The sequence below is a fragment of the Hymenobacter negativus genome (assembly GCF_017571495.1).
In the GTDB taxonomy this organism is placed as follows: Bacteria; Bacteroidota; Bacteroidia; order Cytophagales; family Hymenobacteraceae; genus Hymenobacter; species Hymenobacter negativus.
Genome location: NZ_JAGETZ010000001.1, coordinates 602935 through 622293 on the forward strand (window position 1 = coordinate 602935; position 19359 = coordinate 622293).

Annotated in this window: 20 protein-coding genes; 15 read left to right on the top strand and 5 right to left on the bottom strand. The window is 59.7% G+C overall.

Features of this window, described 5'->3' with window-relative positions:
- Window positions 1–4 precede the first annotated feature (4 nt).
- From J4E00_RS02665 to J4E00_RS02680, 4 genes are all read left to right on the top strand, one after another.
- Window positions 5–220, top strand: coding sequence for a DUF350 domain-containing protein (locus J4E00_RS02665; protein WP_208173456.1), 216 nt, complete (start codon window positions 5–7; stop codon window positions 218–220).
- Window positions 213–1790, top strand: a complete 1578-nt coding sequence (locus tag J4E00_RS02670; RefSeq protein WP_208173457.1) for a polyamine aminopropyltransferase — start codon at window positions 213–215, stop codon at window positions 1788–1790. The genes J4E00_RS02665 and J4E00_RS02670 overlap by 8 nt, the downstream gene beginning before the upstream one ends.
- Window positions 1791–1869: 79 nt before the next feature.
- Entirely contained in the window at window positions 1870–3498 is a 1629-nt protein-coding gene (locus tag J4E00_RS02675; protein ID WP_208173458.1) for an FAD-dependent oxidoreductase, read from the top strand.
- Window positions 3499–3705: 207 nt separating this feature from the next.
- Window positions 3706–4731: a hypothetical protein gene (locus tag J4E00_RS02680; protein ID WP_213017900.1), complete on the top strand. Its 1026-nt coding sequence runs from the start codon at window positions 3706–3708 to the stop codon at window positions 4729–4731.
- Between the two features lie 133 nt (window positions 4732–4864).
- On the opposite strand, the gene J4E00_RS02685 is transcribed toward J4E00_RS02680, so the two are convergent.
- On the bottom strand, window positions 4865–6904 hold the full coding sequence (locus J4E00_RS02685) for an RICIN domain-containing protein (protein ID WP_208173459.1): 2040 nt from the start codon (window positions 6902–6904) through the stop codon (window positions 4865–4867).
- A 215-nt stretch (window positions 6905–7119) separates the two neighbouring features.
- Entirely contained in the window at window positions 7120–7215 is a 96-nt protein-coding gene (locus tag J4E00_RS29375; RefSeq protein ID WP_317196585.1) for a hypothetical protein, read from the bottom strand.
- A 67-nt stretch (window positions 7216–7282) separates the two neighbouring features.
- On the opposite strand from J4E00_RS29375, the gene J4E00_RS29380 reads away from it, so the two are divergent.
- Entirely contained in the window at window positions 7283–7429 is a 147-nt protein-coding gene (locus tag J4E00_RS29380) for a hypothetical protein (protein WP_236049393.1), read from the top strand.
- A gap of 227 nt (window positions 7430–7656) precedes the next feature.
- Here J4E00_RS29380 and J4E00_RS02695 read toward each other — a convergent pair whose 3' ends face one another.
- Window positions 7657–8487, bottom strand: coding sequence for an OmpA family protein (locus J4E00_RS02695; protein ID WP_208173460.1), 831 nt, complete (start codon window positions 8485–8487; stop codon window positions 7657–7659).
- Between the two features lie 172 nt (window positions 8488–8659).
- Here J4E00_RS02695 and J4E00_RS02700 point away from each other — a divergent pair, with 172 nt between their 5' ends.
- Window positions 8660–8869, top strand: a complete 210-nt coding sequence (locus J4E00_RS02700) for a DUF2945 domain-containing protein (protein WP_208173461.1) — start codon at window positions 8660–8662, stop codon at window positions 8867–8869.
- On the opposite strand, the gene J4E00_RS02705 is transcribed toward J4E00_RS02700, so the two are convergent.
- A complete protein-coding gene (locus tag J4E00_RS02705; RefSeq protein WP_208173462.1) occupies window positions 8866–9408 on the bottom strand; it encodes a hypothetical protein in 543 nt (180 codons plus the stop codon). The genes J4E00_RS02700 and J4E00_RS02705 overlap by 4 nt on opposite strands.
- Window positions 9409–9962: 554 nt before the next feature.
- Here J4E00_RS02705 and J4E00_RS02710 point away from each other — a divergent pair.
- Together J4E00_RS02710 and J4E00_RS02715 are read left to right on the top strand one after the other, a co-directional pair.
- A complete protein-coding gene (locus J4E00_RS02710; RefSeq protein ID WP_208173463.1) occupies window positions 9963–10130 on the top strand; it encodes a hypothetical protein in 168 nt (55 codons plus the stop codon).
- A 12-nt stretch (window positions 10131–10142) separates the two neighbouring features.
- The gene (locus J4E00_RS02715; RefSeq protein WP_208173464.1) at window positions 10143–11279 is read left to right on the top strand and encodes a DUF692 family multinuclear iron-containing protein; all 1137 of its coding nucleotides are present in this window, start codon (window positions 10143–10145) and stop codon (window positions 11277–11279) included.
- A gap of 99 nt (window positions 11280–11378) precedes the next feature.
- On the opposite strand, the gene J4E00_RS02720 is transcribed toward J4E00_RS02715, so the two are convergent.
- On the bottom strand, window positions 11379–12962 hold the full coding sequence (locus J4E00_RS02720; RefSeq protein WP_208173465.1) for an amino acid permease: 1584 nt from the start codon (window positions 12960–12962) through the stop codon (window positions 11379–11381).
- Between the two features lie 283 nt (window positions 12963–13245).
- Here J4E00_RS02720 and J4E00_RS02725 point away from each other — a divergent pair, with 283 nt between their 5' ends.
- The 7 genes from J4E00_RS02725 (at window position 13246) to sbcD (ending at window position 19297) form a co-directional block, all read left to right on the top strand.
- The gene (locus J4E00_RS02725; RefSeq protein ID WP_208173466.1) at window positions 13246–13674 is read left to right on the top strand and encodes a hypothetical protein; all 429 of its coding nucleotides are present in this window, start codon (window positions 13246–13248) and stop codon (window positions 13672–13674) included.
- Window positions 13675–13846: 172 nt separating this feature from the next.
- Complete coding sequence (locus tag J4E00_RS02730; protein WP_208173467.1) at window positions 13847–14287, top strand: hypothetical protein; 441 nt, start codon at window positions 13847–13849, stop codon at window positions 14285–14287.
- A gap of 145 nt (window positions 14288–14432) precedes the next feature.
- The gene (locus J4E00_RS02735; protein ID WP_213017901.1) at window positions 14433–15812 is read left to right on the top strand and encodes an MBL fold metallo-hydrolase; all 1380 of its coding nucleotides are present in this window, start codon (window positions 14433–14435) and stop codon (window positions 15810–15812) included.
- Between the two features lie 153 nt (window positions 15813–15965).
- The gene (locus tag J4E00_RS02740) at window positions 15966–16313 is read left to right on the top strand and encodes a hypothetical protein (protein WP_208173468.1); all 348 of its coding nucleotides are present in this window, start codon (window positions 15966–15968) and stop codon (window positions 16311–16313) included.
- Between the two features lie 161 nt (window positions 16314–16474).
- Window positions 16475–17080, top strand: coding sequence for a hypothetical protein (locus J4E00_RS02745; protein WP_208173469.1), 606 nt, complete (start codon window positions 16475–16477; stop codon window positions 17078–17080).
- A gap of 139 nt (window positions 17081–17219) precedes the next feature.
- Window positions 17220–17930 carry a DUF4241 domain-containing protein gene (locus J4E00_RS02750; protein WP_208173470.1) on the top strand — a complete coding sequence of 237 codons (711 nt, stop codon included), beginning with the start codon at window positions 17220–17222 and terminating at the stop codon, window positions 17928–17930.
- A gap of 113 nt (window positions 17931–18043) precedes the next feature.
- Window positions 18044–19297, top strand: a complete 1254-nt coding sequence (sbcD, locus tag J4E00_RS02755; RefSeq protein ID WP_208173471.1) for an exonuclease subunit SbcD — start codon at window positions 18044–18046, stop codon at window positions 19295–19297.
- The last annotated feature ends 62 nt before the right edge of the window (window positions 19298–19359 follow it).

Sequence of the window (19359 nt, forward strand, 5' to 3'; positions counted from 1 at the left end):
TCCCATGGAATACCTCAACGCCAAAGCCCTTGCGGCTTCCATCATCTATTCGCTGCTGGGCATCGTCATTTTGGTTGTCAGCTTCTACCTGTTCAACAAGCTGACGCCCGGCACCTTGCGTCGGGAAATCATGGAGGAGCACAACACTGCGCTGGCCATTATCGCCGCCGCGTTTATGCTGGCCGTAGCTCTCATCATCAGCGCTGCCATTCATGGCTGAGCTGCTGGATGCGCCCGCACCCGAAGCGGCAACGGCGCCCGCTGGCACGGGTGGGCCTGAGGCCCGGCTGCCCGGCTTATTGCTGGCGGCGGTGGCCGTCATTGCCACCTGCGGGCTGATTTATGAGCTGATTGCGGGCACGCTGGCTTCCTACCTGCTGGGCGACTCAGTCACGCAGTTTTCGACCATCATCGGGGCCTACCTGTTTGCCATGGGCATCGGCTCGTGGCTCTCCAAGTTCCTGGAAGGCTCGCTGCTGCGCTGGTTTATCCGGCTCGAAATATTGGTGGGCATCGTGGGCGGGTGCATGGCCCCGCTCCTGTTCGTGTCGTTCGAGTACGTGGCCTCGTTCCGGCTACTGCTCTACACGCTGGTGGGCCTCACGGGCGTGCTGGTGGGACTGGAAATCCCTCTACTGATGCGGATTCTGGAAAACCGCTACCCGTTCAAGGACCTGGTAGCGCGGGTGTTTACCGTCGATTACATTGGGGCCCTCCTGGCTTCGCTGATTTTCCCGCTGGTGCTGGTGCCACAGCTCGGGCTGATTCGGACCTCGTTGGTTTTTGGGGCTCTGAACCTAGCCGTGGCCGCCGTGGTACTGGCCCGCTTCCCCGAAACCCGGCCCTACCGGCGGCGCTTCGGCGTGGGCATTGCGGCGGCGCTGCTGGGGCTGAGTGCACTGTTTGTGTTTGCCAACAAGCTGCTGGCCTACACCGAAACACTGGCGTTTCAGGACCAGGTAATTTACTCAAAATCGACGCCTTACCAGCGCATCGTCATCACCCGTAACCCGCGCGAGCTGCGCCTCTTCCTCAACGGCAACCTGCAGTTCAGCTCCGCCGACGAATACCGCTACCACGAGGCCCTGGTACACCCCCTTATGCAGGCGCTGCCCCTGGCCCGCCGCGTCTTGGTGATGGGCGGCGGCGACGGACTGGCCGTGCGCGAGCTGCTGAAATACCCGCACCTGCAAAGCATCCGCCTCGTCGACCTCGACGCGGGCATGACCGAACTGTTCAAGCACAACGAGTTGCTGCTGGCCCTCAACAAAGGCTCGCTGAACAACGCCAAAGTCCAGGTCATCAACGCCGATGCCTACCAGTGGATTCGCCAGGACACGGCCCGCTACGACGCCGTCATAGTCGATTTTCCCGACCCCGGCAACTACTCCATCGGCAAGCTGTACTCGGCCGCCTTCTACACCGCGCTGGCGAAACGGCTGGCCCCCGGCGGGCGGCTGGTGGTACAAAGCACCTCGCCGTTTCTGGCCCGGCAGTCGTTTTGGTGCGTGGCGCACACCTTGGCGGCGGTGGGCCTGCACACCATCCCCTACCATCTCTACGTGCCCTCCTTCGGCGAGTGGGGCTACGTGCTGGCCGGCCCTGATACTCACTGGCGCGGCGACCTGAGCCCGCTGCCGCCCGGCCTGCGCTACATCACCCCCGCCACCATCCACGACATGCTCCGCTTCCCGCCTGACATGAGCGAGGTGCCCACCGAGGTTAACCAGCTGAATAACCAAGTACTGGTGCGGTATTTTGAGGAAGACTGGGGACCGTACGTGCATTAATTCCGGCAGTAATGCGAACCAATAGCACGTCATGCTGAGCGCCGCCGAAGCATGACGTTCACTTTTCCACCAATACCCCATGCCCACCCGTCGCTCCTTTCTGGCCCAAGGCGGTGCGGCCCTCACCGGGGCGCTGCTATTGCCGGTGCTACCCGGCTGCGCTCCTGCTCCACTGGCCCACATCAAAGGTCAGCTGCTGGGCCAGGACGCCGCCACCGGCCACCTGCTGCGCGACCCTGGCAAAATTCCCGCGCCCACCCGCACCATTCAAACGGAGGTATTGATAATTGGCGGCGGGGTGGCGGGGCTCTCGGCGCGGCGCTGGCTGCACCGCAACGGCCAGCCCAACACGCTGCTGGTGGAGCTGGCCGCCGAAATCGGGGGCAACGCCGCCGCCGGCCGCAATGCCGCGTCGGCCTACCCGTGGGGGGCGCACTACCTCCCCGTGCCTGATGTGCGCAATACGGAGCTGCTTGATTTTTTGCAGGAAGCCGGCACCCTCACCGGCTACGCGGCCGATGGCCGGCCCATCTACAACGAGTACCACCTCTGCCACGACCCCGAGGAGCGGCTCAACATCCAGGGGCACTGGCAGGAAGGCCTCGTGCCTGGCCTCGGCCTTTCGGCAGCCGACCAAGCGCAGTTTGCCCGTTTCTTCAAACTGGTTGAGACGCTAAAAGTGGCCAAGGGCCATGACGGCCGCGACGCCTTCCGCATCCCACTCGACCAGTCGTCGGCCGATGCGGAATACCAGCAGTTGGATAGCATTTCCTTGGCCGACTACCTGGCCTGTGAAGGTTTCACCGCGCCGGCACTGCTGTGGTACCTCAACTACGGCTGCCGCGACGACTACGGCGCGACGGCCGCGCAGGTATCCGCTTGGGCGGGACTGCACTACTTCGCCAGCCGCAAGGGCCTCGCCCACAACGCCACTGGCAGCGACGTGCTGACCTGGCCCGAAGGCAACCACTTCCTGGCCGACAACCTGCGTCGCCAAGCCAGCGCTCCCATTCAGACCCGCACTTTGGCCTATGACCTGCGCGAAACCGCCAGCGGCGTGGAAGTGCTGACTTATGACGTGGCCACCCGCCAAAGTACCCGCGTACAGGCCCGGCAGGTGCTGCTGGCCACTCCGCAGCACATTGCCCACCGCTTGCTGGCCGCCGTACCCGGCCACGCGCTGCCCCCGCCCGGCACCCTGCACCACGCCCCCTGGCTCATTGCCAACCTCACCGTGACCGGCCTGCCCCAGGGCCCCGGCCGCCCCTTGAGCTGGGACAACGTGCGCTACGGCAGCGCCTCGCTGGGCTATGTAAACGCCACCCAACAGTCCGTAAAGCAAGATGATGGCGGCCCCAAAGTCATCACCATGTACTGGCCCCTTACCGACGAAGCCCCCGCCCCGGCCCGCCGCCGCGCCTACCAAACCGCCTACGCCGACTGGCTGCCCCGGGTGGTGGCCGAGCTCGAAACCTACCACCCCGGCGTGACGCCCTACATTCAGCAAGCCGACTTGTGGGTGTGGGGCCACGGCATGGTGGCGCCCACGCCCGGCCTGCTCTGGGGCGCAGCGCGGCAGGCCGCCATGCAGCCCGTGCGCAACCGCATTTTCTTCGCCCACACCGATTTCAGCGGGATTTCTTTTTTCGAGGAGGGCTTTTACCAAGGAATCCGGGCGGCACAGGAGATATTAGTGGTTAATGGTTAGTGGTTAGTGGTTAGTGGTTAATGGTTAACGGTTAATGCCTGTCATCCTGAGCGCAGCGAAGGACCTTATCACGAGCGAACTACTTGTCGTAGCATTTATATTGATTCGCATAGCGCAGATGTAAGAAGGTCCTTCGCTGCGCTCAGGATGACAGGCATTAACCGTTAACCACTAATCATTAACCGTTAATCACTAACCACTATTCCTATGCCTTGGATTCGCTCCCCACGCTACGACGGCCTGCTCATCCTGGCGCCACCGTTTCTGGCACTGCTGGTGGTGCTGGGGCTGCCGGCTCACTACCGCAGCACGGCAGCCATGCCGCTGCTGGCCTGGGTGGCGCTGGTGGTGCTCATTGACGTGGCGCACGTCTACGGCACGCTGTTCCAGACTTATTTCGACCCCATCAAACGAAGGGAGCGGCGCACGCTGCTATGGGTGGCACCGGTGGCTTGCTACGTGGTGGGCGTGGTCCTGCACAGTCTGGGCGGGCTGCTGTTTTGGCGGGTGCTGGCATATTTGGCGGTGTTCCACTTCATCCGACAACAGTATGGCTTCCTACGAATTTATAGCCGTCAGGAGTCCCCCGCACCGGGCCGCTGGCTGGCCACGGCGCTTGTTTATTACGCCACCATCTACCCGCTGCTCTACTGGCATTTCTCGCCGGACCGCAACTTCAACTGGTTTGTCGATGGGGACTTCGTGCAGCTGGACTGGCCCGCTGGCCGGCTGGTTGCCACCATGCTTTATGCGGGGCTGATTCTGGCCTACATCGCCCGGGAAAGCTACTTGTGGCACCGCAAGCGTACGTTCAACCTGCCGCGCAACCTGCTGCTGGCCGGCACGCTGGTATCGTGGTACGTGGGCATTGTGCTGTTTAACGGTGACCTGGCTTTCACGCTGCTCAACGTGGTTTCGCACGGCATTCCTTACCTCGCCTTGGTGTGGAATGGCGGACCGTCGCGGCCTGATGCACCCGCCCCACCACGCCGGGGAGCCTGGGCCGGGCGCTACGGCCTCTCCATTTTTCTGGGAGCGGTAGTGCTCTTTGCTTTTCTGGAAGAAGGGCTGTGGGATGGGCTGGTGTGGCGCGAGCACGGCAGCGTGTTCGGCTGGTTTCAGCAGTTGCCCACCATCGCAAATCCGGGGCTGCTCATGTGGCTGGTGCCACTACTGGCGCTGCCGCAATCCACACATTATGTGCTCGATGGGTTTATCTGGCGACGGCGTTAGTTGTCAGAATCAACGAAACCTGGCATTAAACCCAAGGCTCTTTCGGAATCGGTGTGTAGGTCACCCGCAGTAGGGCGGACTAAAAGTCCGCCCTACGATGTCCTGAATTCGAATTTACCCTGACACCTAAAATTTACTTCACGATTACCAGCTCTACCCTTCTGTTCAGGCGGCGGGTTTCTTCGCGGTCGTTGCCGTAGCGGGGCTTGGTACCGCCGAAGCCTACGGTAGAAATGCGGTTTTCACCGATGCCGCGGCCCACCAGATAGCGTTTCACTTCGGCCACCCGGTCTTCGGAAAGCTGCTGGTTTTTGTCGGCTGGGCCCACGTTGTCGGTGTGGCCTTCGAGGCGCACTTCGGTGGCGGGGCTGGCTTGCAGGGCCACAGCCAGGCGGTTTAGCTCCAGGTAAGACGAGCCGAGTAGCGTGGCTTTGCCCTGGGCAAATATGATGGTGGGCAGGTCTACTTTGGCGCCCACGGCGGCGGGCAGCAGCAGCAAGTCGCGCCGGGGCGAGCCTGCCGCTACCAGCGTATCGCTCACCGTCAGCAGCCCGCCGCCATTGGCCGAGAGGGCATACTTTCCTTGCAACAGCGACATCTGGTAATTGCCTAAGTTGTCGGTCTTGCTGGTGGCGTTAAACTGCGGGCTGGTGGGCCCAGTGCTCAATAAATTGGCCTTCACGGTGGCGCCCGCAATGGGCTGCTTGGTGCGGGCGTCGAGCACGCGGCCGGTGAGGTAGGCGCGGCCGGCATTTTCCGAAGCCTCCGCTACAACTGGTTTGGGCAGCGAATCCGGGGGCGTGGCGCGGCCTGTGCGCCAAATGTCCTTGGTACCGCTAGCCGTGGTGGAGGACGAGTAGTAGGCCGTTTTGCCGTCGGGCGTGAGGGTCAGGAAGGCGTTGAAGCCGGGGCCATTCAGGGCCGGGCCCAGGTTGCGGGGCTCGCTCCACCGAAACCAGGTGTCGTCGAGGCGCTGACTCACAAAGAGGTCGGCCGAGCCGTAGCCCATGTGCCCGTAGGAGGCGAAATAAAGGGTTTTGCCATCGGCCGCGAGCCAGGGAGCAAAGTCGAAACCGGGCGAGTTCAGCACCGGACCCAGGCTTTGAGGCTCGGTGTAGCCGCCGCTGCCATCGGGCCGGCTCACGTAGATGTCGTTGCCACCCTCGGAGTCGCCGCGCTCCAGTGAGAGAAGCAGGGTTTTACCATCGGCCGACATAAAAAAGCCCGTTCCTGGCACTGCAGAGTAAAAGTTGGCAATGCGCAGCGCTTCGGGCTTGATACTTTTGGGTGTGGCCCCGGCCGCCGTGGCAGCAGACTGTGCCACCCGACTCAGGCCTTCGTCTACGAAGCCCTCGCGCCCGTAGGTGCCACGCACCAGCAGCAGCTGGCCGCCCGTGCCAGTGGTTGATTCCACAGCGTTGTTCTGCGGCGTATTTACCCCATCGAGGCGAGTGGGCGGGCCCCAGGTCTGCCCCTTGTCGGAGCTCTGGCTCAGCCAGGCATCGCCGGAGTCGGTGTTACCTTCGGTGTTGCCGGCAAACTTGGTACGGGTGAAATACAGGCTGCTGCCGTCGGGGCTGAGCACGGGGTGCACCTCATTGCCGGGCGTGTTCACGGGGCCGGCCAGCGGCTGCGGCGGGCCAAACGGCGAGGGGCCTTCCAGCACATTCAGCCGCAGCCGAAACAGCCGCCATTGCTGGCTGGCGCGGCCGTTATTTTTCTGAGTCAGCACCGCCGTGCCGTTGAATTTATCCGATGTAGCCAGCGCCGCCACCCGGCTTTCGCTGCGGTTTTCGAGCTGAAAGCTGCCGATGGGGCCAGCCGGCACCAACCGCCACTGCTGCTGCTCGCCGCCCTGGAACGGGCGCTGCACCAGCGGCATATTTTCGCCCGGTTTGTCCACGGTCAGGCACTGGCCGCTGTGTTTGGCTTCGATGCGGAAATACTCACTGCCCTGCCGAATGGGTACAAAGCGCCACTGCTGGCTATTGGCGTGGGTAAACTCCCATTGCACGGCTGCCGCGCCGCTGGCCGTGCTGGCGCTGGCAATGTCGAGGCAGCGCCCACTGCCCCGGTCAATGACGCCGTAGTACGCCCGGTCATCGGGCACGAAGGCCGTTTGGGCCGGGGCAAGAAAAGGTATCAGGAAAAGCAGAAACAGAAATCGGAGCATTTGCGGGGGCGCGGCAGAAAGGCCATGCTGGGTGAACTACGCAAAAGAACGGCGGAATGGGCGGAGTAATAGCCCACTTAACATCCCAAGCACCGGGCAGGCCCCTATTACCGACGAACGATTTGCAGTAATTTTTCCTATTACAACCCATCGTTCGCCGGCTGGAAGGTGCTGCTCGGGGCTCCAAGTGACAGGTGCTGGCCAGGACCTCCCCCTCACACCAGCAGCTTGTGCTTAATAGCATACGGAATCAGGCCGATAACCGACGTGCAGCTGGTTTTGGTGAGGATGTTCTTGCGGTGCGTTTCCACGGTGCGCTCCGATATAAACAGGGCTTCGGCAATGGTCTGTGTGGTTTGATTTTTCTTCGGCCACGAGGTGCAGGGTTTCCTTTTCGCGGGCCGTCAGCTCTACTACAGGGGCGGTGGTGCGCTGGTGCGCGGTGCGGGCAGCAGCCAGGGCCTGGATAACCAGCCGCTAGACCAGCGGAGGGTCAACTTCTCTCAGTGCCTGGGCATCGGCTAAAAACCAACGACACCAACATTCCTATCCGACGAATAAGAAAGGAGCAGGCCCAAAGCAGCTTCATAGAGGGTATCCGACCACCGGCTTACCCAGCCGGGTCACGCCATACAGGCAATTTGAACAATAATTTTTATATAAAATCAATCGCATATAACTAATATGCAAAATCGCATTTTATTGAGTAGCCACCTCCAACTGGTCCTGCTCCGTCTTTTACTTTCGGAAAGCTATTCCCAGGAAGGCTGGGGCCCTGCCATTCGCGTCACCTTGAACTCGGTACGGCGGTTGCGCTGGTAATCAGCTTCCGTTTTGGGCCACCGCACAAGCGGGCGGGTTTCACCGTAGCTCCTGGCCGTGATGCGGGACTCGGCGATGCCCTTCTTCACCATGTAATCGGCAATGGCCTGGGCACGCTGCCGCGAGAGGTTGCGGTTGTAGTGCTCGCTGCCCCGCTGGTCGGTGTGCGAGAGCAGCTCGATGGCGATATCGGGCTGGTTTTTCATCGCTTGCACCAGGTCATCGAGCCGGCTAGCAGCATCTGGACGAATGGCGTACTTATTATAATCATAGAGCACGTCCTCAATTGAATAGTCTATAACCTTGCTGATTTTATGCATTGTCAGCGTAATAGGCAGCTGGTTTGGGCTGGGCATGCGGCCCACAGTGCTCAGAGTGGCTCGCGCCGCGAAGTAGCCGGAGCGCTCAGCCCGGATGCTGTAGCTCATCCCCGAATCTAATTGGAAGCCAAACTTGCCGCCGGGGCCGCTGGTGATGGTTTGCGGGCCACCGGTTGAGCCAGTCAGCGTGACCGTGGCACCGGCAACCGGCAAGGTGGTTTGAGCACGGGCGTCGCGCGCCAGCACGGTGCCATCTGCATAGAAAACGACGCTGGAATTTTCTCGTCTTCCATTGAAAACAGCTTTGTGAACGGGCTTTTTTTCAACCGCTTGCTTTCCTTCAGCATAATTTACACTCGTGCTGCCCCAGCCGCCGGGCAGCGCCCCGGAGACCAGTATAGCTGCTACCGTAGCCGCCTGATGCCGCAGGAGAAATAACATTGGCAAGCTCATGAAACCTTTTAGAAGAGGTGTGAGCATTGTGATGGACTAGCTAATTGATTAGCATATTATTTTGATGCACTGACGAGCCTGGCGCTACGTCCTTTTCCGCGACACAACACTATTGCCTTTTTGCCAGTACCAGTCAAAGAAATTACCTAATCACTTCTCCATGCGCAAAGGCACCAAGGTCAGCTGGAAATACGGCACCGGTACGGCCACCGGCAAAATTGAATCTGTGCACAAAGAGCCCGTTTCACGCACCATCAAGGGCTCCGAAATTCATCGCAACGGCACCGCCGATAATCCGGCGCTGGTTATTGTGCAGGAAAATGGCGACCGGGTGCTTAAGCTCAAAAGCGAGGTTAAAGCAACCAGTTAACGCCGAAAAATGGCAGCATGCTGGTCGTACGCCGCCCCATCGGCCACCACGGGAGCACCGTTGAGCGTGAAGCGGCGGCGCGTGTTCACGCCACAGTCGCAACAATCGCCGCCAGTGCCCTCCCCGGTTTGCAGTTCGATGCCACTCAGGTCATACGTCCGGTTGGCAGCGGGCAGTACGAAGCGGTAGCTGTAGTTTTTCAGCTCATACGGTCCCTGTACAGCCGGCACCGTTGGCCAAGGCAGCACACGCAAGCTGACGCCATGATGAAAATCCACTCCGCCACGCATCTGGCGTATGGTATCAAATGGCGTAGTGAAGCCCGGCGCCGCATAGCGTACCGCATAGGCTCCTTCCATTTCGGCCTTGCGAAAGCCGCCCTGCAGGCTGTCGCGGTCAAATACCACCACAATATTATCAAGGAGTCCGTTGCAAGGCGCACAATTCACGCCAACACATTTGTCGATGCACCCCTCCAGAACCACGCTGCAAGCAGCTGCCCCAATAATGATGCTAGTGAATTGGCGAAGGGAATACATATAGCAGGTGCTGAGTAGATGACGCGAAGATGACCATTGATTGCCCCGCTCGGTTGCGTTGGGAGAAAAAATTAGCCGATATACCTCGGCGTTTTTTTCTCCCACCTTACTAAAAACTCCCTACAGCATCTGAAACGTGGTATCATGTTGTTGCAAGCCACCAGCTAGTTGCAGGCCAAATACCTCCCAATTGATTGCGTCTTAGCGGTTCGGACAGGAGCCACACCTGAATTTCGGTCAGGTCCGGCCGTTCTTGTGCGACTAGTACGCAACGTAGCCAACTGCGAGCACTCAAAAGCAAGACACTTAGAGTCATTTCGGCATTAATGTATCGGTTGGGCCGTAGCGCGAACTTTCCGTTCGCGTCTTGGAACGACGGCCAAGCGGCGCAGGAAAGCAAACTGGAAAGGCCGCGCTACTCGCCACTGATTTTGAAACCGCAATTAACTAGTTACTTAGCTGGTGAAATACTTGCACCGCGTGCAACCTGTAGCCTTAGGCGGCGGTCATCTTCCAAAACAAACCTGTATCCATTACTTAAACCCTTGTACACCATGAAACTCCCCAAAGCATTGCTCGGCGCCATTGTGGTTGGCGTCACGGTACAAGCCACGGTAAGCTGCTCCAAAAAGGACGCACCAACACCTAAGGAGCAAACCGCCAAAGGCGAAAAAGAACCCGTGCGGGTACCGTACAACTGCCCCGGCTGCGGCATGGGCTAAACTGTGCTTATCATGGATGAAACGCCCCCTATTCTGGCGTCGCTGGCTTGCAACCTGGATAGCGACATCCTAACCGCGGCCCTGCCACTGCTGGAAGCCGGCCAGGTAGAAGCACTGGAATGGTCGTTCGACACCTTGTTTCGCGCCAATGAGCTGCCCGAGTGGTTTACCGAGCTACTCCATGCCTATGGCAACCAACAGCGGCTGGTGGGCCATGGCGTTTTCTTTTCTCTGCTCTCCAGTCGGTGGACGCCCGAACAGCAGCATTGGCTGACGCAAGTGAGACAGGTGTCGGCAACGTTTGCATTTGACCACATCACGGAGCATTTCGGCTTCTTCACGGGCCAGAATTTTCATAGCGGTGCTCCCCTGCCCGTTCCCTACACGGCTACGGCTTTGCGTATCGGCCAGGACCGGCTGCGGCGCATCTATGATGCCTGCCAATGTCCTGTAGGACTGGAAAATCTGGCTTTTGCCTATTCGCTGGAGGAAGTTGAGCAGCACGGCGAGTTTTTGGAAAAGCTGATTGCCCCCGTCAACGGCTTCATCATCCTGGACTTGCACAACCTGTACTGCCAGCTTCATAACTTCTCCGTTTCCTACGAAGCCTTAATCGACTTATACCCGCTGGATTGCGTTCGGGAAATCCACATTTCGGGTGGCAGTTGGGATAATTCCGCCGTTCTTCCTCACAAGAAAGTGCGCCGGGATACGCACGACGATGCCGTGCCCGAGGAAGTTTTCCGTCTTCTAGCACTTACAATGCCCAAGTGCGCCAATCTCAAATTTGTGGTGCTTGAACAACTGGGCACCGGTTTGCAGAGCGAAAGCAGTAAAGCCCAGTTCCAGCGCGATTTTCAGCGAATGGCCAACTTGGTACAACAGCACCGCACTCGCTTCTTAAACCATGAGCTAGCCAACACCTTTCGGCCGCTGCAACTTCCAGTGCTGGGTTCCGCCATTGAGGACAGCCAACTCCACACGCAGCAGGTACAACTCTCGGATATTCTGGAAAACGCTGCGACCTTCGAAGAAGCCCATCAGCGGCTTCACGCCTCCTCCCTGGCCAACTCGGCGTGGAAGATTGAAGCGTGGGAACCGCACATGCTGGAGACAGCGGTACGCATTGCGCAAAAATGGAAAAAGTGACCCGTTGATTTCGGACTTAGAACTTTATCGACAGGCTCACATTAAAAAGTCCCGTCAGCATCTGCTGACGGGACTTTTTAATGTGAGCCTGTGGCACAACTACCGGTTATTGGGGTCGGGCTTGATGAAGGCCTCTTCTTCCATTTCAGTGGGCACCACCACCACGCCCTTCTGGAGCATGGAGTTGTTCTTGCCATAGAGGAAATACACAATGAAGCCCAGCAGCATCCAGCCCAAGGCCAGTTTCAGGGTATTCGAGTCGAGGGCCAGAATCATTAGCGTGCAGATAGCCGCGCCCAAGATGGGCACCAGCGGGAAACTGGCCGACGAGAGCGGCGAGCGGAACGGCCGGGGCTGGTCGGGGTCGGAGCGGCGCATGAGCCACACGCCGATGCTCACCAGCACAAAAGCCAGCAACGTACCGAACGAGGTCAAATCGCCGGCCAGCGAGCCGGGCACGAAGGCTGCGAATGCGCCCACGAACACCAATAGCGCCAGGTTCGACTTGTAGGGGGTGTTGAACTTGGGGTGCAGGTCGGAGAAGGCTTTGGGCATCAGGCCGTCCTTGGCCATCGAGAAGAACACCCGGCTCTGGCCCATGAGCATCACCAGGATAACCGACGAGAAGCCAAGCAGAATGGCCACCGTCACGGCCGTACCCAGCCACTCGTAGCCGGGCATGTGCGCCTTGATAGCGTAGGTCACGGAGGCCTCGCCGCCCAGGGCCGGGTCGGCAAATTCGCGCCAGTTGGCCACGCCCGTCAGCACGTGCCCGAACAGGATGTAGAGCACCGTACACACCGCCAGCGAGCCCAGGATACCGATGGGCATGTCGCGCTTGGGGTTCTTGGCTTCCTGCGCGGCGGTGCTCACGGCATCAAACCCGATGAAGGCAAAGAATACGATGGCTGCGCCACCCAGCACCCCGCCCCAGCCGTGCTTGTTCCAGGCCGAGTACTCGCGCACTACCACGCCAGCGGCGTTTTTCACGGGCTCAGCGTTGTCCGGAATCAAGTAGGGTGTATGGTTGGCAGGGTTGATAAACTGCCAGCCTACAGCAATGAATACCAGCACAATGGCCACTTTCAGCACCACCACAATGGCGTTGAACATGGCCGACTCCTGCGTGCCTTTGATGAGCAGCAGCGACAGCATAACGATGATGAACAGGGCCGGCAGGTTGATAAGACCATGCTCCAGCGTACCGTTCACCACGGCGCTTTCGAAGGGCGAGTGGCTGAGATTATAGGGTATACTCGTTCCAAAAACCTGCAAGAGCTTGTTCAGGTACTCGCTCCAGGCAATGCTCACGGTGGCCGCGCCCAGCGCGTATTCCATAATCAGGGCCCAGCCGATAACCCAGGCCACAAACTCGCCCATGGTGGTATAGGCGTAGGTATAGGCCGAGCCGGCAATGGGAATCATGGCCGCAAACTCGGCGTAGCACAAGCCGGCGAACACGCAACCAATGGCGGCCACGATGAAGGCCAGCGTCACGCCCGGCCCGGAGGCCTGGGCGGCGGCGGCGGCGGTGCGCACAAACAGGCCCGCCCCGATGATGGCGCCCACGCCCAGGGCCACGAGGTTGCCGGCGCCCAGCGTGCGCTGCAAGGTGCCGTGCCCGGTGGAGTTGGCCTCGCCCAGGAGCACGGCCAACGGTTTTTTGGCGAAAATACTTGCCATGTGTTAGGTGTAAAGGAGGAAGAAGTGTGAAATAAAAAGAGGTTGAAACAAAGCCATCTGGCACTAGTAGTCCGAAACGCCGAACTTAGCCATAGCGGCGGGTCCGAAATATAGGCAGCAAATCGGCGTCGGGGCCGTTTAGCAGCCTCTGCGGCTACCACCCACTCTACTACCCGCCCTAATATTGCAGACCAAATCCTGTCCGGACACGGCGCGGGCTTTAAACCTGCTTGGCCTTGCTGCATCCAAACCGGCATTCGTTGTTATTTCATTTTTTACTTTCATGAAAAAGCTCCTTTTGCTGCTCGCTACCGTAGCCGCCACCACTGCTACCAGCTTCGCCCAGGCTCCCACCTCCCCGCCCACTTCGGCCAGCACCCCAAAATCGGCCGACCAGATGGCCGAGCGCCGCGCCCAGTACCTTGCCAAAGAACTCGGCCTCTCCCCCGACCAGCAGGCCAAGCTGCAACCCATTCTGCAAGCCCAGCGCCAGGAAATGCAGGCCATGCGCGACAAGGTGCAGACCGGCGGCCGCCAGCGTGGCATGGGCCAGGACCTGAAAGCTTCCATGGCCAAATACGACGCCCAGGTTAAGGGCATTCTGACACCGGAGCAGTACACCAAATTCAGCCAGATGAAGGACGAGCAGCGCGACAAGATGCGCGAGCGCCGTGCCAGCGGCCAGGGCATGACCATGCCGGTAGCCCAGTAATTTCGGCCGGTTCCATCCACAAAAAGCGCCCGTTCATCGACAGATGCGGGCGTTTTTTGCGGGCAGCTTGCTCGTGGCATGCTGCTTGCAAACACCTCGGCAACCAGGAAGCGGCGGCCGCTTCAGGTTTACCTCCCCTCACCCCTTCTTACTTCTTTATATTTTTTAAGTCATGAAAAAGACCCTTGCCCTGCTCGCTGCCCTTGCATTTGCTACCGTCGGCACCAGCTTTGCCCAAACCACTCCTGCCACTGCCGCAGCACCGATGCACAAAGGCAAAGGCGGCCACGGCCCCAAAGACCCCGCCAAGATGGCCGACCACAAAGCCGGCAAAATGGCCAAAGAGCTTGGCCTCAACGCCGACCAGGAAGCCAAAGTAGAGCAGTTGCTGCTGGCCCGCCAGCAGGAAAGCGCCGCCCTCAAAACCAAGTATGCTGCCGATAAAAACGCTGGCCGCGCCGAAATGAAGGCTTCGCATGAGAAGTACGAAGCCCAGCTCAAGGCCATCCTGACGCCCGAGCAATACGCCAAATTCGACAAGATGAAAGACGAGCACCACGGCCACGGCAAAGGCCAGGGTGGTGGCAAAATGAAGGTAAAAGCCAAAGCTTAACCTTCATTTTCAGCACCTAACAAACAAAGCCCCAACCTCCTCGGTTGGGGCTTTTTCGTGTTTCCTGCTTGGCCAAACCGGCTGTTGCATCGGGCAGCTTGCTTATATTTGGCCAAACCACCCGGCTTAAAATCTCCTTTTTCCCATGCCTCCCCTCCCCAGTAGCACGGCCTCGGCCGTGCAAATCCAGCAGTTCTACGACAAGGGCTTGGCCCACGCCAGCTACGCCGTGCGCTGCGGCCGTCAGGTCGCCATCATCGACCCGGGCCGCGACCCCCAGCCCTACTATGACTTTGCCGACGAGCACGACGCTCGTATCATTGCCGTAATTGAGACGCACCCACACGCCGATTTTGTGTCGTCGCACCTGGAAATTGCCGAAGAAACCGAGGCCACCATCTATTGCAGCCAGCTGGTGGGTGCCAAATACCCGCACAAAGCCTTCGACGACGGCGACCGCATCAAGCTCGGCAACTACGAGTTGCACGCCATCAACACTCCTGGTCACTCGCCCGACAGCATCAGCATCCTGCTCATGGACGAGCTAGCCCAGAGCCGTGCCGTGTTTACCGGCGACACGCTGTTTGTGGGCGATGTGGGCCGGCCCGACCTGCGCGAAGACGAGGCCGTGGGCGGCCACAAGCGCGAAGAGCTGGCAGCCCAGATGTACCGCAGCACCCGCAACAAGCTCATGACCCTGCCCGGCACTACCAAGGTATACCCGGCCCACGGCCCCGGCAGTCTCTGCGGCAAAACCACCAGCACTGACCTCGACTCCACCATTGCCAAGGAGCTGAAAACCAACTACGCCCTGCAACCCATGTCAGAGGGCGAGTTCATCAAAGTGCTGCTCGAAGACCAGCCCTTCGTGCCTAAATACTTCGGCCACGACGTGAAGCTGAACAAGCAGGGCGCCCGCGGCTTCGAGGACAGCATCCGGGCCGTGCCGCACCTGAGCACCGCCACCGCCCTGGAGCCCGGTGTGCTCATCATCGATTCGCGCCCGGCGGCCAAATTCCGCGCCGGCCACCTGCCCGGCGCCATCAATTTGCAGGACGGCGGCAAGTTTGAAACTTGGCTGGGGTCGGTGGTGGGCCCTACGGAGCCCTTCTACCTGCTGGCCGACTCGCAGATTGCACTGGACACGGTGGTGCGCAAAACCGCCAAAATCGGCTACGAGGCCAACATCAAAGGGGCCCTGCTGGCTCCCACCGCCGCCCCCGAAACTTCCCCCGACGTAGACGTGGCCGCCGTGCGCCAGCACCCGGAAGCCTTCACCATCGTGGATATCCGGAACCGCGCCGAGGCCAAAGTCCCGGTCTTCGACAATGCCCTGCTCATCCCGCTGCCTGAGCTGCGCGAGCGCGCCCACGAAATCCCCACCGATAAGCCCATCCTCATTCACTGCGCCGGCGGCTACCGCTCGGCCGCTGGGGCCAGCATCGTGCACCAGGCCCTGCCCGGCACCGAAGTGCTGGATTTAGGCGAGGCCATTACGGAGTTTCAGAAGGCGGTGGTGCATTAAGCAATTGCAGTTACAAGCACATCTGGCATGCCTGCCGCTACTGGACTTCATCTTCAGTTAACGGCAGGCATTCTTGCGCTGACCTATGGCTTAGTATCTGCTACGTGAGATGATTACTGATTAGAGGTAGACTGCCCTAAAATTTAAAGTCTAATGAGATACAAAAGAATGAGAGGCAACGAAATTGAAGGGCATTTAGATATTTTTATTTCCCGTAATGAAGGTAAAGACGACGAGAAATCGGTGATATGGAACGAAATTCTAATTCACGGGGACCCGGAAGGGCTAAAATCTTTTGCTAAACTGCTGGTTGAAATTGCCGACTTGAATCAAGAGAAAGTTGACAACAAATATTTACCAGTAGGTGCGCGTGAACACTACCATTTGAGACCCGGTTTTGAGTTAGCTAATAGTTCCATCGAGGTAATTGTTGGGCGACTTGACGCAAAAGGAACAGGTGCGTTTTACGACAGATATGTTTCAAAAGACAAACTGGAATAGCCCTACATACAGTCTTCCAGAGCATCAAAATTTGAAAAACAGTGCTGATACTGCTCATTGGCAGGAGATGTATAATTAAAAATGCTCTGCCCTAGTGGCCGCGCATTGCAAACACGCGCCAGCAGAACAAGTTGAGTCGCCTGCTTTACCCAGTGATGACTATGAAAGCATCCCTACTAGCCGTTATCTGCGTAGCATTGTTGACCCAAGCCTGCACCATTACTAATTCTCCCGGGTTCCACAGCGGCTATAAGAAACTGCCCGCAGCGGAGCGGGAGAAAATTCGGTTTATTCCCGCCAATCAAGCTATTCCGGTGGCCAACGGCCGGCTGATTTACGCGGTGAATGCGCGGAGCCTGCTCAACGCCATGCCGCCCGGCGACAGCACGCTGGTTTACGTCTGGGCACCGCATTGCCATGGCAGTAACTGTGCTTCTTTGCAAAGCGTGCAGGACATCTGTCGCCATAAGGGCTACCAGCTTTATGTGGTCGCGGAGTATTTTGCCGACATGGCACAAATCAAACTCCAGCCTACCCTTGACAAGCCGCTACTAGCCATAAATTACCCAGTGTATAAGTCGGACTATTGCCCGAAATACACCAGTTTGTTCGAGACAGAGCTGCGTCAGGGCCAGCCCCTACCTGACAGTGTTAAGTACGCCCGTTTCTACTTGTTCAAGGGCAGCCATTTCGTAAAGGCAATCAATACGTTGCGGGGCACTCAACCGCAATTTGAGCCTACTCTGACGCTTCGCAAGCGAAGCTAAATCATTCGCTGCCCAACCGGGCCCGATGGCGCCTAGCCGGCCCGGTTGCTGCCAGATTTACAGCATGAAGCGTTTCGAAGTTGTTTTCTACGCACTCCTGATAGCCGTTTTGCTGGTTACTTATTGCCGCAAAAATGGTATGCTAGCCCCACTGTCCGCAACGACGGATGCCAGGATGCAGGAGGAAAGCATGGTGCCGCCGGATACAGCCAAGGCCGCGGTGGTCACGGCGCTGCCACGGACCACGCACCCACTCATTTTTGAGGCAGCCTTTGCTCCTGCCACCCTAGCGGTGCAGGGTGCCGACAGCTTGCGCTTCAGCGTTAGTGACCTGGGAAGGTTGAAAAGCGAGTCGGGCACACTGGTGGCCTGCGACCCTATTAATGTGCACGATGCGCAGGGATTTGCGCAGTTGTTCCCCAAGGGCCAGTTTCCGGTGCAGCTGGCGCTGGCGCGCTTCCGCCACGATGAGCGGGTGGCTTTTAGCCGGGTAGTTTTTTCGGCGGCGCCCGTGGTGCGCTGGCAGTTGGCCACCTTACCCGGCCAGCCGCCCCTCGCGCTCGACGATGCCCATACCTATTGCTACCCGGTGGATGCGGGCGCCGGAATATTTGCTGATAAGCAAGCCAGCGACGCCTTTGCCGCGCAAGACCAGGCTACCTGGAAAGCCGTTTTTGTGACGAAAGCCGCTGAGAATGGCTACCGTGGATTCTTGCATCCTTTTGGCAAATACAACCTAGCCACCTTTTCTACGGGCCTGGGCGACGGATGCTACTCCTCCTATATCGGCTACGACCGGACTGGCCACGTCTGCCGGCTTCTCACCGATTTTGGCCTGGTGAACTGGTAGTCGGCAGCGAGTGAATACTGCCGACCGGCTTAGGCTGCGAAAAACACCACTGCAGCACCAAGCCTGAACTTTTCTGCCCCCTGCCTGGGTATCTTTGAGATTAACTCTACCCTATGCGCGTCCTTCACACCGCCGACTGGCACCTCGGCCAGCACTTCCTAACGGGCCAGGAACGCACCACCGAGCAACAGGCTTTTCTCGATTGGCTGCTGCTCACGGTGCAGGCCCAGAGCATTGAGGTGCTGGTGATTGCCGGCGATATTTTCGACACCCAGTCGCCCTCCTACACGGCGCAGGAGCTGTACTATACCTTTTTGGTGAAGATGCAGGCCACCGGCTGCCGCGACATCGTGGTGGTGGGCGGCAACCATGACTCGCCCACCATGCTCAACGCCTCGCGGCAATTGCTGCGGCAGCTGCGCATCCACGTAGTGGGCGGCGTGCCCGCCGACCCCACCGAGCAGATTCTGCACCTGAACGCCGACGACGGTCGGCCGGGGCTGGTAGTGTGCGCGGTGCCGTTTCTGCGCGACCGTGACATCCGGCTGGCCGTGGCGGGCGAAAGCCCCGACGACCGCCAAATCCGCATCCGCCAGAGCATTGCCGACCACTACGCCGCCCTGGCTGCCCACGATGCCGTGCTGCGCCTACGCGAGCAGGACGTGCCCGTGCTGGCCACCGGCCACCTCTACGCGGCCGGCGGCGAGGCCCGCGAAGGTGCCGAGCGCGACGTGCACATCGGCGGGCTGGGCCTGATTGGGGCCGAGCATTTTCCCGCCGCCTTCGACTACGTGGCGCTGGGCCACCTGCACCGCCCGCAGCTGGTGGGCGGCCGGACACACATCCGCTACTCGGGCTCGCCGGTGCCCCTTTCCTTCACCGAGGCCGACGACAAGCAACAGGTGCTGCTACTAGAGTTTGAGGGAGCTGGCGCGCCGGTTATTACCAGCATTCCGGTGCCGGTGGCGCGGCGCCTGCAGCGCTTCCACGGCACACTGGAAGAGGTAGAGGCCGACATTCTGGCCTACGACAACTCCGCCTTCCAGCTGGTGGCCTGGGCCGATGTGCTGGTGCGCTCCGACGAGACGCCCGCCGAGGTGCAGCGCCGCGTGCAGGCCGTGCTGCAGCTGCAAAAAACCCAGGTGCTGGCTCCCAAAGGCGTGCGCCACCAGCGCCTGACGGAAGTAGTTGATTTGGCCGAAAGCGCCATTCCGCTGGCCCTGCTGCACGAATTGACGGTGGATGAAGTATTTGGGCGCCGCGTGGCCAGCCTGCCGCCCGAGCGGGCGGCAGCCCTCACCGCTACGTTTGGGGAGCTACGGCAATTGCTGAATGAGGCCGACCCGCAGGCGTGGAACGGGCAGTAGCGCGTAGTAGCGCGAACTTTTAGTTCGCTTATCTAAGGAACACGACGCGGGGACGCGAACTA

Excerpts from the sequence above, each read along its gene's own strand:
- J4E00_RS02675 (WP_208173458.1), top strand. The coding sequence starts at position 1,870 with ATGCCCACCCGTCGCTCCTTTCTGGCCCAAGGCGGTGCGGCCCTCACC.
- sbcD (WP_208173471.1), top strand. The coding sequence starts at position 18,044 with ATGCGCGTCCTTCACACCGCCGACTGGCACCTCGGCCAGCACTTCCTA.
- J4E00_RS02720 (WP_208173465.1), bottom strand. The coding sequence starts at position 12,962 with ATGGCAAGTATTTTCGCCAAAAAACCGTTGGCCGTGCTCCTGGGCGAG.
- J4E00_RS02705 (WP_208173462.1), bottom strand. The coding sequence starts at position 9,408 with ATGTATTCCCTTCGCCAATTCACTAGCATCATTATTGGGGCAGCTGCT.
- J4E00_RS02710 (WP_208173463.1), top strand. The coding sequence starts at position 9,963 with ATGAAACTCCCCAAAGCATTGCTCGGCGCCATTGTGGTTGGCGTCACG.
- J4E00_RS02670 (WP_208173457.1), top strand. The coding sequence starts at position 213 with ATGGCTGAGCTGCTGGATGCGCCCGCACCCGAAGCGGCAACGGCGCCC.
- J4E00_RS02665 (WP_208173456.1), top strand. The coding sequence starts at position 5 with ATGGAATACCTCAACGCCAAAGCCCTTGCGGCTTCCATCATCTATTCG.
- J4E00_RS02730 (WP_208173467.1), top strand. The coding sequence starts at position 13,847 with ATGAAAAAGACCCTTGCCCTGCTCGCTGCCCTTGCATTTGCTACCGTC.
- J4E00_RS02685 (WP_208173459.1), bottom strand. The coding sequence starts at position 6,904 with ATGCTCCGATTTCTGTTTCTGCTTTTCCTGATACCTTTTCTTGCCCCG.
- J4E00_RS02750 (WP_208173470.1), top strand. The coding sequence starts at position 17,220 with ATGCTAGCCCCACTGTCCGCAACGACGGATGCCAGGATGCAGGAGGAA.
- J4E00_RS02745 (WP_208173469.1), top strand. The coding sequence starts at position 16,475 with ATGAAAGCATCCCTACTAGCCGTTATCTGCGTAGCATTGTTGACCCAA.
- J4E00_RS02725 (WP_208173466.1), top strand. The coding sequence starts at position 13,246 with ATGAAAAAGCTCCTTTTGCTGCTCGCTACCGTAGCCGCCACCACTGCT.
- J4E00_RS02695 (WP_208173460.1), bottom strand. The coding sequence starts at position 8,487 with ATGTTATTTCTCCTGCGGCATCAGGCGGCTACGGTAGCAGCTATACTG.
- J4E00_RS02735 (WP_213017901.1), top strand. The coding sequence starts at position 14,433 with ATGCCTCCCCTCCCCAGTAGCACGGCCTCGGCCGTGCAAATCCAGCAG.
- J4E00_RS02715 (WP_208173464.1), top strand. The coding sequence starts at position 10,143 with ATGGATGAAACGCCCCCTATTCTGGCGTCGCTGGCTTGCAACCTGGAT.
- J4E00_RS02700 (WP_208173461.1), top strand. The coding sequence starts at position 8,660 with ATGCGCAAAGGCACCAAGGTCAGCTGGAAATACGGCACCGGTACGGCC.
- J4E00_RS02680 (WP_213017900.1), top strand. The coding sequence starts at position 3,706 with ATGCCTTGGATTCGCTCCCCACGCTACGACGGCCTGCTCATCCTGGCG.
- J4E00_RS02740 (WP_208173468.1), top strand. The coding sequence starts at position 15,966 with ATGAGATACAAAAGAATGAGAGGCAACGAAATTGAAGGGCATTTAGAT.